Source organism: Ancylobacter sp. VNQ12 (assembly GCF_049445835.1).
GTDB lineage: Bacteria > Pseudomonadota > Alphaproteobacteria > Rhizobiales > Xanthobacteraceae > Ancylobacter.
The window spans coordinates 561671-578015 of the sequence record NZ_JBMSDU010000001.1 but is presented as its reverse complement, the minus strand read 5'-3'; the positions used below and the strand labels follow the sequence as shown (position 1 = coordinate 578015).

At 67.8% G+C, this 16345-nt stretch carries 12 protein-coding genes; 4 read left to right on the top strand and 8 right to left on the bottom strand.

The window, feature by feature from the left end; translation table 11 throughout:
• Window positions 1-60 precede the first annotated feature (60 nt).
• Window positions 61-1257 (bottom strand): Mrp/NBP35 family ATP-binding protein, encoded by a 1197-nt coding sequence (locus ACO2RV_RS02675; protein WP_423289877.1) that lies wholly within the window; start codon window positions 1255-1257, stop codon window positions 61-63.
• A gap of 260 nt (window positions 1258-1517) precedes the next feature.
• Between ACO2RV_RS02675 and ACO2RV_RS02670 the strand changes: the two genes are divergently transcribed.
• The 3 genes from ACO2RV_RS02670 (at window position 1518) to ACO2RV_RS02660 (ending at window position 3886) form a co-directional block, all read left to right on the top strand.
• Complete coding sequence (locus ACO2RV_RS02670) at window positions 1518-2309, top strand: ABC transporter substrate-binding protein (protein WP_423289517.1); 792 nt, start codon at window positions 1518-1520, stop codon at window positions 2307-2309.
• Window positions 2310-2414: 105 nt separating this feature from the next.
• Window positions 2415-3137: an ABC transporter permease gene (locus ACO2RV_RS02665; protein WP_423289515.1), complete on the top strand. Its 723-nt coding sequence runs from the start codon at window positions 2415-2417 to the stop codon at window positions 3135-3137.
• Window positions 3137-3886 (top strand): ABC transporter permease, encoded by a 750-nt coding sequence (locus ACO2RV_RS02660; protein WP_423289513.1) that lies wholly within the window; start codon window positions 3137-3139, stop codon window positions 3884-3886. Before ACO2RV_RS02665 ends, ACO2RV_RS02660 begins: the two co-directional genes overlap by 1 nt.
• Before the next feature lie 15 nt (window positions 3887-3901).
• Here the strand turns inward: ACO2RV_RS02660 and ACO2RV_RS02655 are convergent, their stop codons facing one another.
• A complete protein-coding gene (locus tag ACO2RV_RS02655; protein ID WP_423289511.1) occupies window positions 3902-5128 on the bottom strand; it encodes a Zn-dependent hydrolase in 1227 nt (408 codons plus the stop codon).
• A 71-nt stretch (window positions 5129-5199) separates the two neighbouring features.
• On the bottom strand, window positions 5200-6624 hold the full coding sequence (locus tag ACO2RV_RS02650) for an aldehyde dehydrogenase family protein (RefSeq protein WP_423289509.1): 1425 nt from the start codon (window positions 6622-6624) through the stop codon (window positions 5200-5202).
• Between the two features lie 174 nt (window positions 6625-6798).
• Here ACO2RV_RS02650 and ACO2RV_RS02645 point away from each other — a divergent pair, with 174 nt between their 5' ends.
• Entirely contained in the window at window positions 6799-8043 is a 1245-nt protein-coding gene (locus tag ACO2RV_RS02645; RefSeq protein WP_423289507.1) for a hydantoinase/carbamoylase family amidase, read from the top strand.
• A gap of 6 nt (window positions 8044-8049) precedes the next feature.
• Here the strand turns inward: ACO2RV_RS02645 and ACO2RV_RS02640 are convergent, their stop codons facing one another.
• The 5 genes from ACO2RV_RS02640 to ACO2RV_RS02620 form a co-directional block, all read right to left on the bottom strand.
• The gene (locus ACO2RV_RS02640) at window positions 8050-9705 is read right to left on the bottom strand and encodes a Na+/H+ antiporter (protein WP_423289505.1); all 1656 of its coding nucleotides are present in this window, start codon (window positions 9703-9705) and stop codon (window positions 8050-8052) included.
• A gap of 219 nt (window positions 9706-9924) precedes the next feature.
• Complete coding sequence (cydB, locus tag ACO2RV_RS02635; RefSeq protein ID WP_423289503.1) at window positions 9925-10977, bottom strand: cytochrome d ubiquinol oxidase subunit II; 1053 nt, start codon at window positions 10975-10977, stop codon at window positions 9925-9927.
• Between the two features lie 2 nt (window positions 10978-10979).
• Window positions 10980-12392 (bottom strand): cytochrome ubiquinol oxidase subunit I, encoded by a 1413-nt coding sequence (locus tag ACO2RV_RS02630; protein ID WP_423289501.1) that lies wholly within the window; start codon window positions 12390-12392, stop codon window positions 10980-10982.
• Between the two features lies 1 nt (window position 12393).
• Window positions 12394-14694, bottom strand: a complete 2301-nt coding sequence (locus ACO2RV_RS02625; protein WP_423289499.1) for an FdhF/YdeP family oxidoreductase — start codon at window positions 14692-14694, stop codon at window positions 12394-12396.
• Window positions 14695-14731: 37 nt separating this feature from the next.
• Window positions 14732-15979: a cupin domain-containing protein gene (locus ACO2RV_RS02620; RefSeq protein ID WP_423289497.1), complete on the bottom strand. Its 1248-nt coding sequence runs from the start codon at window positions 15977-15979 to the stop codon at window positions 14732-14734.
• Window positions 15980-16345 lie beyond the last annotated feature (366 nt).

The window sequence follows — 16345 nt, the reverse complement described above, 5'->3', positions numbered from 1 at the left end:
GACAGCGGTCGTTCCTGCCCCATGACCGGGCGCCGCCGGTCATGGGCCTTATCCGGGCAGCTAGCCTTCGACCACGATGCGCGGCGCGGCCCGGGCGCCGGCGCGCCGGCCGGCCAGCGCCTCGCGCACGCCCTGGGCGATATTGCGGTAGATCTGCGCTTCCGGGCCGTCGGGCTGCGTCGCCACGATCGGGCGGCCGGCGTCCGAGGTCTCGCGGATCGCCATCTGCAACGGCACCTCGCCGAGGAACGGCACGCCGAGGCGCTGCGCCTCGTGGCGCGCGCCGCCATGGCCGAAGATATCCGAGCGCGTGCCGCAGTGCGGGCACATGAAATAGCTCATGTTCTCGACCACGCCGAGCACCGGCACGTTCACCTTCTCGAACATGGCGATGCCGCGCCGCGCGTCGATCAGCGCGAGGTCCTGCGGGGTGGAGACGATCACCGCGCCGGCCAGCGGCACCTGCTGCGCCATGGTCAGCTGCGCGTCGCCCGTGCCGGGGGGCATGTCGACCACGAGGATGTCGAGCGGCGCCCAGTTCACTTCCTTGAGCAGCTGGCTGATGGCGGACATCACCATCGGCCCGCGCCAGATCATCGGCGTCTCCTCCTCGACGAGGAAGCCGATGGACATGACCTTGAGACCCCAGGATTGCAGCGGCTGCAGCATGCGGCCGTCGACATCCGGCTTGCCCTTGAGGCCCATCAGCCGCGGCACGGAGGGGCCATAGATGTCGGCGTCGAGCAGGCCGACCTTGAGCCCGAGCGAGGCGAGGCCGAGCGCGAGATTGGCCGCCAGCGTCGACTTGCCGACGCCGCCCTTGCCGGAAGCCACGGCGATGATGGCGCCGACGCCCGGCAGGCCGGAGGATTCCTTCTGCGGATCGGCCGGCGGCTGCGGGGCATGGGTGTGGCCGGCGTGGCTGTGGCCGGCATGGGAATGCCCGCTTTGCCCGGAGACACGCACCGGTTGGGTGGAGCTTCCGCCCGTCGGCGCCGGGGCGGCGCCCGCCTTGCGCTCGGCGGTGAGGGCGACCAGCGCCGAGGTCACACCCGGCGTGCCGCGCACGGTGCGCTCCACCGCCGCGCGCACGCTCTCCCAAGCCTGCGCCTGCGTCGCCTCGACGGTGATGGACATGTAAACCTTGCCGTCCGAGACGAGAATGTCGGACAGCGCGCCGGTCTCGGTCACCGGGCGGCCGTCCGGCGCTGTCACCTGCGCCAGCCGTGCCCGAACCTCGTCTGCGGTAGCCATGATTGCGCTCCTGTCGGTTCTGCTGCCCGAGGTGAGACACCAGTGTGTGGACAGCGTCAACCCGTCGGTGCCCATCGGCCGATCATATGCGCGTATGGGCCGGCCGGCGCCACGCGACGTGCGCAGGCCCTGCCCAATTCTCCATCAATCCAAACTATGACCGCTATTGCATCAGCGGCGTTGCGCAACCTTCGGGAATAATGCCAGCATGGGTTGCCGGACAAAAACAAAAGCCGGCCAGATCAACACCAGAGGGGAACAGCATGAGCCTCGTCACTCGAATCGCGGCTGCGGCCGTCCTCGTCGCCGCCACCATGGCCGGCGGCCTCGCCAGCGCCTCCGCCAAGGAATGGAAGGTGGTGCGCATCGGCACCGAAGGCGCCTACCCGCCCTTCAACTTCATCGAGAACAACGAGATCAAGGGTTTCGACGTCGACATCGGCAAGGCGCTATGCGCCAAGATGAAGGTCGAGTGCACCTTCGTGGCGCAGGACTGGGACGGCATCATCCCCGCGCTGCTGGCCGGCAAGTACGACGCCATCGTTGCCTCGATGTCGATCACCGAGGAGCGCAAGAAGCAGATCGCCTTCTCGAAGAAATACTACAACACCCCGGCTTCCTTCGTCGCGCCGAAGGGCACGAAGATCACCGACACCTCGCCCGCGGCGCTGAAGGGCAAGGTGCTCGGCGCGCAGGGCTCGACCATCCACTCCAATTATCTCGAGGACATCTACGCCAAGGCGGGCGCCGAGGTGAAGCTCTACGGCAAGCAGGACGAGGCCAATCTCGACCTCGCCAATGGCCGCCTCGATGCCGTGCTCGCCGACAAGGTGGTACTGCTCGAATGGCTGGAGAAGACCAAGGAAGGCGGCTGCTGCAAGTTCGTCGGCAGCGAGTACAAGGACCCGAAATATTTCGGCGAGGGCGTCGGCGTCGGCATCCGCAAGGACAATCCGGAACTGGTGGCGATGTTCAACAAGGCGATCGACGAGATCGTCGCCGACGGCACCTACAAGAAGATCAACGACAAGTACTTCCCCTTCAGCGTTTACTGACGTCCGCGACGCCGTTCCGGAGAGGCTCCCGGAACGGCGTTTCCGCCATACGGTGTCGGCCCACCGCACCTGCCTATCGGATGAACGCGGAGCGTCACGCCCCCGATGCTGGACCTGCTTAGACTACTCTCCTTCGGCCCGGACGGCTGGGGCGACGAGATCGCGCGAGGCGCGCTACTGACCATCGAGCTGGCGCTCGTCACCCTGCCCGTGGGCATCGTCATCGGCCTCGCCGTGGCGCTGGCGAAGGATTCCGGTTCGGCGCTGCTGCGCGCGGCCGGCAATCTCTACACCACGATCTTCCGCGGCCTGCCCGAGCTGCTGACGCTGTTCATCGTCTATTATGGCGGGCAGATGCTGCTCACCCGCATCGCCGACCACCTGTTTCCCGGCACGCAGATCGAGGTAAACCAGTTCGTCGCCGGAGTGGTGGCGCTCGGCCTCGTGCTCGGCGCCTTCTCCAGCGAGGTGCTGCTGGCCGCCATCCGCGCCGTGCCGAAAGGCCAGAAGGAGGCCGCCTCGGCGCTCGGCCTGTCGGGCTGGCACACGTTCCGGCTGGTGACCTTCCCGCAGCTCTGGCGCGTCGCGCTGCCCGGCCTGTCCAACAACTGGATGGTGCTCTTGAAGGACACCTCGCTGGTCTCGGTCATCGCCATCAGCGACCTGATGCGCCAGACCAGCATCGCCGTCGGCGTGACCAAGCAGCCCTTCTTCTTCTATCTCGTGGCCTGCCTCATCTACCTCGTCTTCTCCGGCCTCTCCTCCGTCATCTTCACCAAGCTGGAGAACCGGGCGGCACGCGGCTTCAAGCGCGTGGGAGGCCACTGATGCAGACCATCCTCGATGCGATCGGTGCCGGCTTCCTCTCGGCGATGGGCTTCATCGGCCTGAATGCCGACCTGATGGACCGCTACGGCCTGCGCTTCCTCGACGGCGTGTGGGTGACGCTGAAGCTGGTCGGCCTTTCGGTCTTCCTCGGCTCGCTGCTGGCGGTGCCGCTGGCGGTGGCGCGGGTGGAGGGCGGCAAGGTTCTCGCCCGCACCGCCTTCGGCTATTCCTACTTCTTCCGTGGCACGCCGCTGCTGGCGCAGACCTTCCTGGTCTATTACGGCGCGGGGCAGTTCCGCGAGCAGCTGACCGATATCGGCCTGTGGTGGTTCTTCCGCGACGCCTTCAACTGCGCGGTGTTCACCTTCACGCTCAACACCGCCGCCTACCAGTCGGAGATCCTGCGCGGCGGCATACAGAGCCTGCCGGCCGGGCAGATGGAGGCGGCGCAGTCGCTCGGCCTGTCGCGCGTGCTGGCCTATCGCAAGATCATCCTGCCGCAGGCCATCGCCATCGGCCTGCGCCCGCTCGGCAACGAATTGATCCTGATGATCAAGTCGAGCGCCATCGCCTCGGTGGTCACCGTGTACGACCTGATGGGCGTCACCCGCCTCGCCTTCTCGCGCTCCTACGACATGGAGGTCTATCTCTGGGCGGCGGTTCTCTACCTCCTGATGGTCGAGGTGGTCCGCCGCGTCTGGGACGTGCTGGAGCGCCGGCTCAACCGGCACCTCACCCTGTCGCGCTAGGGCCTGCGCAGGGCCTCACGCCCGGTCGGCATAGGCGACGACGGCGTTGAGCAGCGTCTGCGCGCCGGCGGCGCAGTGCTCGGGCGTCGCGCTTTCCGCCGGGTTGTGGCTGAGGCCGTCCTTGCAGGGCACGAAGATCATCGCCGTCGGCATCACCCGCGCCGTATAGACCGCGTCATGGCCGGCGCCGGAGACGATCTCCTGCGCCGGCAGCCCCTCCGCCGCCGCGCCGGCCGCCACCGCCGCGATGCAGGCGGGATCGAACGCCACCGGCGGGCTGTCCCAGATGCGCGTAAGCCGCACCGGCGTGAGCGCGAACGCCGACCCCGTCACGAAAGCCGCGATGTCCGCCTCCATGGCATCGAGCACCGCGCTGTCGGGATGGCGCAGATCCAGCGTCAGCCGCACCTCGCCCGGCACGACGTTGCGCGAGGCCTGCACGACGCCGATCTCGCCGACAGTGGCGAGCGCGCCATGCGTCCGCGCCACGCGCCGCGCTTCCAGCATCAGCTCGGCCGCCGCGCAGAGCGCATCGCGCCGCAGTGCCATCGGCGTGGTGCCGGCATGGGCGGCACGACCGGTGACGACGAGATCGTACCAGCGTATCCCCTGCACGCCGGTGACGATGCCGATGGTCTTGTCCGCCTCCTCCAGCACCGGCCCCTGCTCGATATGCAGCTCGAACATGGCGCCGAGCGTCACTGACCCCACAGGCGCCGCGCCGCGATAGCCGATCGCATCGAGCGCCGCGCCGAAACTGACGCCCTCGGCATCGGTGCGCGCATTGACGTAGTCGGGCGTGAACACGCCGGCATAGGCGCCGGAGGCCACCATGGCCGGGGCGAAGCGCGCGCCTTCCTCATTGGTCCAGTTCACCAGCACCAGCGGGCGGCGGGTGACATAACCGGCCGCCTCCAGCGTGCGCAGCACTTCCAGCCCCGCCAGCACGCCGAGCACGCCATCGAACTTGCCGCCGGTGGGCTGGGTGTCGAGATGGCTACCCATTGCGACAGGGAGCACTCCCGCGTCGCTGCCCGGCCGATAGGCGAACATGTTGCCGAGTTCGTCCACGCTCACTGTGCAGCCGAGGCCCTCGCAGGCCGCGCGCAGCCAGTCGCGCACCTGCCGGTCCTCCTCGCTGAGGGTGAGACGGCGGATGCCGCCATCCGGCGTGCCGCCGATCCGCGCCGTCTCCATCAGCGTGTCCCACAGGCGGTCGGCGTCGATCTTGAGGTTCGGCACGGGGCGGCTCCCTGTATTAAAAAAGGCCGCCGCGCGGGTTTACGCGCGGCGGCCGGTTCGGTGGGGGGCGATCAGCCCCAGCCGACCACGCCCTTGATCTCCAGGAAGTCGTGGATCGCCCAGTCGGCATATTCGCGGCCATTGCCGGACTGCTTGTAGCCGCCGAACGGGGCGAAGGTGTCCCAGTCCGGATAGTTCAGATAGACCGAGCCTGCGCGCATGCGCTTGGCAATGGCGCGGGCGTGCTCGATGTCCTGCGACTGCACATAGGCGGCGAGGCCGTAGACCGTGTCGTTGGCGATGGCCACCGCGTCGTCGTCGTCCTTGTAGGACAGGATCGACAGCACCGGCCCGAAGATCTCCTCGCGGGCGACGGTCATGTCGTTGGTGACGTGGCCGAACACGGTGGGGCGGATGTAGTAGCCGCGGTTGAGGCCCTCCGGCCGACCCAGGCCGCCCGTCACCAGCGTCGCGCCTTCCTTGATGCCGGCCTCGATGAGGCGCTGGATCTTGTCGTACTGGATCTGGCTCACCACCGGGCCGAGATCGCTGTCCTCGGCGTTGGGATCGCCGGTGCGGAACGCGTCCGCCGCTTCCTTGGCGACGGCCAGCGCCTCGTCATGGCGTTCGGCGGGCACCAGCATGCGGGTCGGGGCGTCACAGGACTGGCCGGAATTGCCGAAGCAGGAGCGCACCCCCTGCGCCACCGCCTCCTTGAAGTCGGCGTCCGGCAGGATGATGTTGGCGGACTTGCCACCGAGTTCCTGCGCCACCCGCTTCACCGTGTCGGCGGCGGTCTTGGCAACGATGATGCCGGCGCGGGTCGAGCCGGTGAAGGACACCATGTCGACGTCCTTGTGGCCGGCCATCACCTGCCCGACATCCGGGCCATTGCCGTTGACGAGGTTGAACACGCCCTTCGGCGTGCCGGCGGCTTCCATTACCTCGGCGAAGATGATGCCGCTGATCGGCGCGATCTCGGAGGGCTTGAGCACCATGGTGCAGCCGGCGGCGATGGCGGGCGCCACCTTGCAGGCGATCTGGTTGAGCGGCCAGTTCCACGGGGTGATGAGCGCGCACACGCCGATCGGCTCCTTCAGCACCGTGGTGGTGCCGCGCGTCTCGACGAACTCGTAATCCTCGAACGCCTTGATCGTCGCCTCGATATGGGCACGGCCGGCCCAGGCCTGCGCCTCGCGGGCAAAGGACAGCGGCGCGCCCATCTCCTGGCTCACCGCGCGGGCGATGTCCTCGAAGCGCTCATTATAGACGTCGAGGATGCGCTTCAGCAGCGCGAGACGCTCTTCCTTCGTCGTGAAGGCGAAAGTGGTGAAGGCCGCCTTCGCCGCAGCTACAGCCTTGTCGACATCCGCCGCCGTGCCGATGGCGATCTGCGTATAGGCCTCCTCGGTGGAGGGATCGATGACGTCGAGCAGGCGCAGCTCGACCGGATCGACCCAGGCGCCGTCGATGTAGAACTTGCGGTGGTGACTCACTTGAACGCTCTCCCTTGAAGCGGCGACGGAGGTGAGGGTCGCGACGCGGTGCGCAGTAGCTCCACCCTCCTTCAGACACCCCCCGGCGGTCAACGCCGTGTGCGCCGTGCGCGTGTTGACAGCGCGAGGGCGCGGGCAATTATTCAGCCGCCCTCCGCACATCGAAAGAACCCAATGCCCCGCGCGCCACGCATCGCCATCGACCCGGCCCTCGTCGAGAACTACGTCCTGTCGCTCGCGCGCCATGGCGAATATGCCGGCACCGGTGTCTGGCGCACGGTCTACTCGCCCGAATGGGTTGCCGCGGCGGATCAATATGCGCGCTGGTGCGAGGAGGCCGGCCTGTCGGTGCGCCGCGACGCGGTGGGAAATGTCTGGGGGCGACTGGAGGGGCGCGAGGGCGGCAAGGCGATCGTCTCCGGCTCGCATATCGATACGCAATGCCCCGGCGGGCGCTATGACGGGGCGCTCGGCGCGCTGGCCGGCCTCATCGCCATCAAGGCGCTGAAGGAGCAGTTCGGCCCGCCGCGACGGCCGCTGGAGGCGGTGGCGCTGTGCGAGGAGGAAAGCAGCCGCTTTCCCGCCGCCGAATTCTGGGGCTCGCGCGCCGTCGTCGGCCTCGTTCCGCCCGAGCTGCCCGACCAGCTCGTCGCCTATGAGGGCGAGACGATGAGCCAGGCGATGCGCGCCATCGGGCTCGACCCCGCCGCCATTGCCTCGGCGCGGCGCGACGACATCGCCGCCTTTGTCGAGCTGCATATCGAACAGGGACCGATCCTGGAGAAGGCCGACCTGCCGGTCGCGGTGGTCGATGCCATCACCGGCATCCGGCACTATCTCGTCGAGTTGACCGGCGAATCCAACCATGCCGGCGCCTTCCCGATGGATGCGCGGCGCGACCCGATGGCGGGCTTCGCCGAGATCGCCGGCGGGCTGATCGCCACCGCCCACCGCATGGGCCGCCCGGCGGTGACGACGATCGGGCGCGTCCAGGTGGAGCCGAATTTCCCCGCCATCGTGCCGCGCAAGGTGACCTTCACCGTCGATGCGCGCCACCCCGATCCGTTGGAGCGGGCGGCGCTCTACGCGCGACACGAGAGCCTGATGCGCGAAGTGGCGGCGCGGCGCGGGCTCGATATTCACTGGGAGGTCTACATGGACCTGCCGCCCTGCCCGGCCGATCCCGCGCTGGTCGCGACCTTCGCGGCGGCGGCGCGCGAGCAGGACATCGCCTTCGCCACCATGGCGAGCGGCGCCGTGCACGACGCGCAGCAGATGGCGGCGATAGCGCCGATGGTGATGCTGTTCGTGCGTTCGAAGGACGGGCGCAGCCACACGCCGGAGGAATTCTCCTCCGTCGATGACATGGTGGCCGGCATCCGGCTGCTCGCCGCCGGCCTCTACGCCCTCGCCTACTGAGCGGACTCAGGCGTCGGAGGCGTTCTGGAAGGCGGCCTCCGACAGGTCGGTCTCGCGCAGCAGCTTGTGCGCGAGGTCGGTCGAGATGCGGTGGCCCCGCGCCATGTTGACGATGGCCGCGCGCTCGGCCCGCAGCGCCAGCACGTGCAGCCGCTCCTCGTCATGCAGCGTATCGTCGGCGGGGGACTTCTGCGCATCCGGCTCCAGCCGGGTGAGCCGGTGCTGGTAATAGTCGGCGACCAGCGCCACCGCAGCGAGATGCCCGCTCGGCGCTGTGGCTTCGGCCGTCGACCTGGCCGCCGGCGCCTCCCCGGCTCGGGCGAGCGCGGCGATCGCCGCCTTGGCGGCCTCGACCCGTGCCGCGCGCTCCTGCCGGTCGTCATGCGGCTCCGGCGGCACCTCGATGCCGTGGAGAAGGCCCGGCAGGCTGGCATTGGCGACGATGAGCGAGACGAGGATGACACCGGCCGCGATCAGGATCACCAGATCACGGGAGGGAAAGGGCGTCCCGTCGGGCAGCATCAGCGGCAGGCTGAGCGCGCCGGCCAGCGTCACCGCGCCGCGCACGCCCGCCGCCGACATCACGCTCACCAGCCGCAGGTTCGGCCGCGTGTGATCGGCGCTTGCCGGATGTCGCTTCAGCCAGACGAAGACCGACAGCCACACCCAGACGAAGCGCAGCGCCGCGAGCGCCAAAGTGACGGCGAGCACGTAGAGGGCGAGCCAGCCCAGCCCCGAATGGCCGCTTTCGGCCGCGCCCGAATGGACGCGAGCCAGGATGCCCGGCAGTTGCTCGCCGAGCAGCAGGAAGATCGCGCCGTTAAGGGTGAATTGTAGCGTCTCCCACACCGCATTGCGGCGGATGCGAGTGACGGCGAGCGCCTGTCCGCTCACCTCGACCCGGCTCATCATCATGCCCGCCGCCACCGCCGCCAGCACCGGCGAGCAACCCGCCGCCTCGGCCAGCAGATAAGCGCCGTAAGGGGTCAGCAGACTGATGAGGATGTAGGAGGAGGTATCCTCCCCCAGCCGCGCGGCGATGCGGAACTTCATCAAGGAGATGATCTGGCTGAGAAGCAGTCCGATCGCGATGCCGCCGATCGCCGCCCAGACCAGCCCGCCGACCGAGGTCCAGAACGGGAAGGCGCCGGTCATCGCCGCCGCCACGGCAAGGCGCAGGCATACGAGGCCGGAGGCGTCGTTGAACAGTGCCTCCCCTTCAAGAATGCGCTGCAGCCGGCGCGGCACCGGCACATTGGTCATCATCGCAGTGGCGGCGACGACGTCGGTCGGCGAGAGCACCGCCGCCAGCGCGAAGCAGACGGCGAGCGGCATGGTGGGGATGACGAGGTGCAGCAGTGCCCCCACTCCCAGCACGGTGAAGAAGACGAGGCCGAAGGCGAGCGAGAGGATGGTCGTCGCGTTGTCCTGCAAATCGTGCTTGGGCACGCGCCAGCCGTCGAGGAACAACAGAGGCGGCAGGAACAGCACGAAGAACAGCTCGGGCTGCAGCATGATGCCGAAATCCGTGGTCAGGCCGATCACCGCGCCGGCCGCGATCTGGATCAGCGGCAGCGCGATCCGCCCGCCGAGCGCCCTGGCGAACCAGTTGGTCGCGATGACGCCGGTCAGCAGGATGAGGATCACTCCGATCTCGCCCATGGGCGCGCTCCGGGCAGCTGTGTCAGGGATGGCCCGACCATTCCTAAAAAGAAAAGGTGGCGACGGGAAACCGTCGCCACCTGAAGTCAAGGGAGGATAGACGCGCGGGGAAACGCGTGACAGCACCCGCTGTCGGTAAGGAAGATGCCGCAACCTGCCCGCCCGGTCTTTCAGTTTGGCATCCGTGCTGCGAGAACGCACGGGCCTGGCAGACCGGCGTCAGTGCGAAGCGGCCGACGACGCCGTCCCGCCATAGGCGCCGTGGCCATGGGTGCTCTTGCCGCGAAACACCCAGTAGGCGTGCGCCTGGTAGGCCAGCACGACGGGGAGGATCAGCACGATCCCGACGCCGATGAAGGCCAGCGCCTGCGGGTCGGCAATACCGTCCCAGACGGTGACGCTGCGCGGCACGACATAAGGCCAGAGGCTGACGACGAGACCGATCAGGCCGAGCGCGAACAGCGTGAGCGAGAGCAGGAAGGTACGGATTTCCGCCCCGTCCCACAGTCCGCGCCAGATCGCGACGATCACCGCCAGCGTCACCAGCGGCACGGGAGCGAGCAGCAGGAGGTTGGGCCAGGCGAACCAGCGCGCCGCCACTTCCGGCACGCTCCACGCGCTCCACGCACTCACCAGCGCCATCATGACGGCGGTGAGGATGAGGGCGGCACGCGCGACCTCGCGGGCGAAGACCTGCGTCGGGCCCTCCGTCTTCCAGATCAGCCAGCCCGCACCGATCAGCGCATAGCCGCCGATCAGGCCGACGCCGCACATTACGCCCAGCAGGCTGAGAAAGCTGAAGGCCCCGCCGGCGAACATGCCGTTCTCCACCGGCACGCCGCCGATGAGCCCGCCGAGGATAAGCCCCTGGCACAAGGTGGCGAGAATGGAGCCGCCGGCAAAGGCGATGTCCCAGATGAAGCGGAAGCGCGTCGCCTGCAGGCGGAATTCGAAGGCGATGCCGCGGAAGATCAGCGCGAACAGCATGAACATGATCGGCAGGTAGAAGGCCGGCAGCAGCACATAATAGCCGGGCGGGAAGGCGGCGACGAGCAGCGTGCCGCCCATCACCAGCCAGGTCTCGTTGGCGTCCCACACCGGCTCGACCGTGGCCATCATCAGGTCGCGGTCAGCGTCGCGCGGGGCGAGGAGGAAAAGGATGCCGACCCCGAGGTCGAGACCGTCGGCGAGGACATAGACGGTGACACAGAAGGTGGCGAGCGCGGCGAAGAGAAGCGGGACGTAGCTGCCCTGCATGAACTCGACGATCATGGTCAGGCTCCTGCCTGTTCGAGATTGGGTATCGAGGCCCCGGATACGCCGGCGAGGTTTTTCATGTTGGTGCGGTCGAGGCCGGGACGTTCGCCGGTCGGCAGCGAGGTATCGGCGGGGCCTCGGATCGCGATACGGGCGGCGAACCAGAAGAAGCTCAGCAGCAGCACGTTGTAGACGAGGAAAAAGATAAGGAGGCTGGCGGTCACCGCCCCGGCGGCGACCGGAGAGACGGCGTCGGCCGTGCGCAACTGGCCGTAGATCACCCAGGGCTGGCGCCCGGCCTCGGTCACTGTCCAGCCGGCGACCACCGCGACGAAGCCGAGCGGCGTCGCCGCCATGGAGAGGAGATGAAACCAGCGAGCCTCGTAGAGCCGGCCGCGCAGGCGCAGCACCAGTCCGGTGATCGTGATCGCCAGCAGTGCCACGCCGATGCCGGCCATGATGCGGAAGGCGAAGAACACGACCGGCACATTGGGCTGCTCGGAGGGCGGCACAGCCTTCAGGCCCTGCACCTCGCCGTCCCAGCTATGGGTGAGATAGAGGCTGGCAAGGTGCGGGATGTCGATGGCGTAGAGGTTCTTCTGTGCCTGCATGTCCGGCCAGGCGATGACGGTCATGGCCGGGCCCTTGGTGGTTTCCCACAGCCCTTCCATGGCGGCGAGCTTGGTCGGCTGCTCGCGCAGCGTGTTGCGGCCGTGCAGGTCGCCGAGGAAGATCTGCGTCGGCGCGAGGATCAGCGCCAGCCACATCGCCATGGAGAAGGCGACGCGCGAGGCCGCGACATGCTGGCCGCGCCACAGATGGAAGGCCGAGACGCCTGCCACGACGAAGGAGCCGGTCAGGAAGCTCGCGCAGACCATGTGGGCGAGGCGATAGGGGAAGGAGGCGGTGAAGATCGCCTGCCACCAATCGACGACGTGGAAGATGCCCTGTGCGTCGGCCACCGCTCCGGCGGGCGTCTGCAGCCAGCTGTTCGAGGCGATGATCCAGCTGGCGCTGAACAGCGCACCGCACGACACCATGAGGCAGGCGAAGAAATGTGCCCGCTTCGACACGCGCCCTTCGCCGAACAGCATGATGCCGATGAAGCCCGCTTCCAGGAAGAAGGCGGTCAGCGTCTCGTACATCAGGAACGGGCCGATCACATTGGCCGCGGCGCGCGAGACGCCGGCCCAGTTGGCACCGATCTCGTAGCTCATCACGATGCCGGTGATGACGCCCATGCCGAAGCCGAGGGCGAAGATGCGCGTCCAGAAGCGCAGCAGGTCATGATAGACCTGCCGTCCGGTGCGCCACCACAACAGGCTCAGAATGGTGCAGAACCAGGCGATGCCGATGGAGAAGGTCGGCCACAGGATGTGATAGCCGGCCGTGAGGGCGAATTGCGCGCGAGCGAGGTCCACGGCGTCCATGTCAGTTCGCTCCCTGCGGGGCGGCGACCTTCACGAGGCGTACCGGCACGGCCTTGGACGAGGGGGTGAAGCTCTGCGGGTCATGCGCGTAGAGCGGCACCAGCGGGTTCACCTCGGGGTAATAGGCGGCACAGCTCGCATCCGGGAATTGGTAGGGCACCACCTTGAAGCCGCGCACGGCGCGCTCGATGCCGTCCGTCGAGACGGTGACGATGTCCACGCGGTCGTCGGCCTTCAGGCCGCGCTTCTCCATCTCCTCCTCATTGAGGAAGATGACGTCGCGCTGGCCGTAGACCCCGCGATAGCGGTCGGACAACGAGTAGAGCGTGGTGTTGTACTGGTCGTGGCTGCGCACGGTGGTCAGCCACAGCGCCTGCGGGTCCTTTATGGCCGGATCTTCGCAGACGCCCTCGCAGACGAGGAAGTTGGCCTTGCCCGAGGGCGTCGCCCAGATGCGCTCGCGTGCCAGCGAGGTGAGGTGGAAGCCGCCGGGCTGCTCGATGCGGGCATTGTAGCCCTGGAAGATCGGGAATACCGCCTCGATGTCCTCGCGGATCAGCGCGTAGTTGCCGATCAGCGTCTCCCAGTCGACCCTTGAGCGGGCACCGAGCGTCGCGCGCGCCATGCCGGCGATGATCGCCGGCTCGCTCTTCAGGTGCTCGGAAGCCGGCCGGTTGTGGCCGCGCGAGGCGTGCACCATCGACATGGAATCCTCGACGGTGACCGCCTGCGGGCCGGTGGCCTGCTCGTCGAGCTCGGTGCGGCCGAGGCAGGGCAGGATCAACGCCTCGCGGCCATGCACCAGATGGCTGCGGTTCAGCTTGGTGGCGATGTGCACGGTGAGATCCAGCTTGCGCATCGCGCCTTGCGTCTGCTGCCAGTCGGGGACGGCGGCGGAGAAATTGCCGCCAAGGCCGATGAAGACACGGGCTTCGCCCTTCACCATCGCCTCCAGCGCGGTGACCACGTTATGGCCGAAGGCGCGCGGCGGCTCGAAGCCGAAGCGGGCCTTCAGATTGGCGAGCAGCGCGTCGCTCGGCACCTCGGTGATGCCGACCGTGCGGTCGCCCTGCACGTTGGAATGGCCGCGCACCGGGCAGAGGCCCGTGCCTTCGCGCCCTACATTGCCGCGCAGCAGCGCCAGATTGGCGAGCTGCTGCACGTTCTGCGTGCCGTGACGATGCTGGGTGATGCCCATGCCGAAGACGAGAATGGCGCGCTCGGCCTTCATATAGGCCTCCGCCGCCACCGCGATGTCGGCGCGGGCGATGCCGGACCTCGCCTCGATCGTGTCCCAGGTCGTCGCCTTCAGATCGGCGATCAGCGCCTCGATGCCGAGGGTGTGGCCGTTGATGAAGTCCCAGTCCAGCGCCGGCGCGCGCTCCTCGCGGCGGGCGGTCTCATCGGCCTCGACCATCAGCTTCATGATGCCCTTGATCAGCGCCACGTCGCCGCCGACCTTGACCTGGAACAGCCGCGAGGAGATCGGCGTCGAGGTCAGCGTCGCCATCTCCACCGGGTTCTGCGGCGCCTGGAAGCGCTCCAGCGCCCGCTCGCGGAACGGGTTGAACGACATGATGGTGGCGCCGCGCCGCGAGGCGTTGCGCAGGTCCGTCATCATGCGCGGCGAATTGGTGCCGGGGTTCTGGCCGAAGATGAAGATGGCGTCGGCCTTCTCGAAATCCTCCAAGAGCACCGTGCCCTTGCCGACGCCGAGCGACTGCGGCAGCCCCACGCTGGTGGCCTCGTGGCACATGTTCGAGCAGTCGGGAAAGTTGTTGGTGCCGTATTCGCGGGCGAACAGCTGGTAGAGGAACGCCGCCTCGTTGGAGGCACGGCCCGAGGTGTAGAACTCCGCCATGTCGGGGCTGGGCAGCGCGTTGAGGTGCCGGGCGACAAGCGCGAAGGCCTCGTCCCAGCTCACCGGGACATAGGTGTCCGAGGTCACCTCATAGCGCATCGGATGGGTGAGGCGCCCGACCATTTCCAGCTGGAAATCGTCCCAGCCCTCCAGCTCCGTCACCGAATGCGCGGCGAAGAATTCCGGGGTGCAGCGGTTGGTCGTCGCCTCCCAGGCCACCGCCTTGCCGCCGTTCTCGCAATATTCGAAGGGCGAGGTGTGCTTGGGGTCGGCCCAGCCGCAGCCGGGGCAGTCGAAACCGCCCGGCTGGTTCATGCGCGAAAGCGTCGCCATTCCGGAGACGGCGATGTGCTGCTCGACGAGGGCGGTGCCCATCGCCTTCAGAGCGCCCCAGCCGCCGGCCGGCTCATGATAGGGACGAATGGTCTTGGCTATGCCCATGGGGCGCTCCTCTGGCGTGCGTCTGGGAAAGCCGGTCTCAGCCCGGCTGGATGCCGACCTGACCGCGCGGGAAGCGGGCGATCACGGCGGGGTCGATGTTGAGGTGCTGGGCGACGAGCTCAGGCGGCGCGTGGGTCAGCCAGTCGGAGAGGTCGACTTCCTGATATTCCGGCGCCCGGAACACCGCGAGGACCTGCACGTCCTCGTCGCCGATGTTCTCGATGTAGTGGCCCTGGCTCTTGGGCACGACGCCGAGGTCGCCGGCCTGGAAGTCGATGGTCTGCGCGCGCGGCCCGGTGTTGAACACCGTCATGCGGCCCTTGCCCTTGATCCAGTACTGCCATTCGTCGGCATTGGGGTGCCAGTGCATCTGCCGCAGCCCGCCCGGCTTGATGGTCTCGATGGCGGCGGCGATGGTCTTCGAGGCCTTGAAGGTCCGGCTATCGGCCAGTTGCACCATGCCGGCCGCGTTCTGCTTCACCGGCTTGGTGCCGGTCAGCGAGAAGGTGAACGGCTCGGCCGGAGAACCGGCGCCGGCGACGGCCGCCTGGTCGACGGCGAGCGGGGGCGGCTCCTTGCCCTGGAAGATCCACAGGTCCTGTAGCGGGATGTTCTTGAACACGTCCGGCGACACGCCGAAATTCTGGCCGAGAATCTTCGGCGGCGTATGGGCGAACCAGTCGGTCAGCAGCAGCGTGTTGTATTCGGACTGATAGGCATCGTCGAAGACCAGCAGGAATTCGGCCCCCTCCGGGCCGAGGCCCTGCAGCGAATGCGGGCAGCCGGCGGGGAAGAACCAGAGGTCGCCAGCGCCGACATCGGCGATGTAGGGATGACCAAACTGGTCGAGCACGGTGATGCGGCATTTGCCGTTGGTCATCAGTGCCCATTCGCCGGCGAGGTGCCAGTGCATCTCGCGCACGCCGCCCGGCCCGAGGCGCATGTTGACGCCGGAGACTTCCTTGGCGGCGGGGAATTCGGTGGCGGTGATCTGCCGGGCCCAGCCGCCGGCCTGGATGCGCTTGGGCATGATGTTGAAGGACGACCACATCATCGGCATGGTGCCGACATCGGTGGGGGGCGGGCTCTGGAAAGCCGGGATCTGCGCTTCCAGCGCCGGGTTCTGCGGGCCGGGGCTGGAAAGGGCACCGGGGGTCGAGTTGATCGCCCCTTCCGCCGGCTGGTCGGGATTGCCGAAGGTAGCGGCATGGGCCGCTCCGCCGGCGACGGCCGCTCCGCCAAGGGCGCTAAGCGCCAGCATCGTCCGCCGTGACAAGTCTTCCATGATGCGCTCCTGTGTCAGCGGCCGGCAGCGCCGCGAGACGCTCGCGCCGATGCTTCACTGGCCGATTTTGAGTGAGGCACGAAGAGACACACCGGATTGCCGACGTCTCTGCTTCAACCTCACGCGCATTTTCAGGAAAGGCGGCCGCCTTGTCTTTTCTCAACGCATGACGCGCGCCGGATCGATGCAATTAAGAACCAGAAATACGGTATAGATCCTGACATAAGTCGACATATGCGGGGACAATACGAGGGCCACGTCCCGGAGCACGCAAAACCGGTGACTATCATCCTCGTCATTGGAACCGATGCGGCAATAATACAGACGTATGCCGAGGCTATATCTGCGGAACGCCGCCGAACTTCC

Bases quoted from the DNA above. Each gene is read 5' to 3' on its own strand.
- ACO2RV_RS02670 (WP_423289517.1), top strand. From the start codon at position 1,518: ATGAGCCTCGTCACTCGAATCGCGGCTGCGGCCGTCCTCGTCGCCGCC.
- ACO2RV_RS02665 (WP_423289515.1), top strand. From the start codon at position 2,415: ATGCTGGACCTGCTTAGACTACTCTCCTTCGGCCCGGACGGCTGGGGC.
- ACO2RV_RS02660 (WP_423289513.1), top strand. From the start codon at position 3,137: ATGCAGACCATCCTCGATGCGATCGGTGCCGGCTTCCTCTCGGCGATG.
- ACO2RV_RS02645 (WP_423289507.1), top strand. From the start codon at position 6,799: ATGCCCCGCGCGCCACGCATCGCCATCGACCCGGCCCTCGTCGAGAAC.
- ACO2RV_RS02640 (WP_423289505.1), bottom strand. From the start codon at position 9,705: ATGGGCGAGATCGGAGTGATCCTCATCCTGCTGACCGGCGTCATCGCG.
- cydB (WP_423289503.1), bottom strand. From the start codon at position 10,977: ATGATCGTCGAGTTCATGCAGGGCAGCTACGTCCCGCTTCTCTTCGCC.
- ACO2RV_RS02630 (WP_423289501.1), bottom strand. From the start codon at position 12,392: ATGGACGCCGTGGACCTCGCTCGCGCGCAATTCGCCCTCACGGCCGGC.
- ACO2RV_RS02625 (WP_423289499.1), bottom strand. From the start codon at position 14,694: ATGGGCATAGCCAAGACCATTCGTCCCTATCATGAGCCGGCCGGCGGC.
- ACO2RV_RS02620 (WP_423289497.1), bottom strand. From the start codon at position 15,979: ATGGAAGACTTGTCACGGCGGACGATGCTGGCGCTTAGCGCCCTTGGC.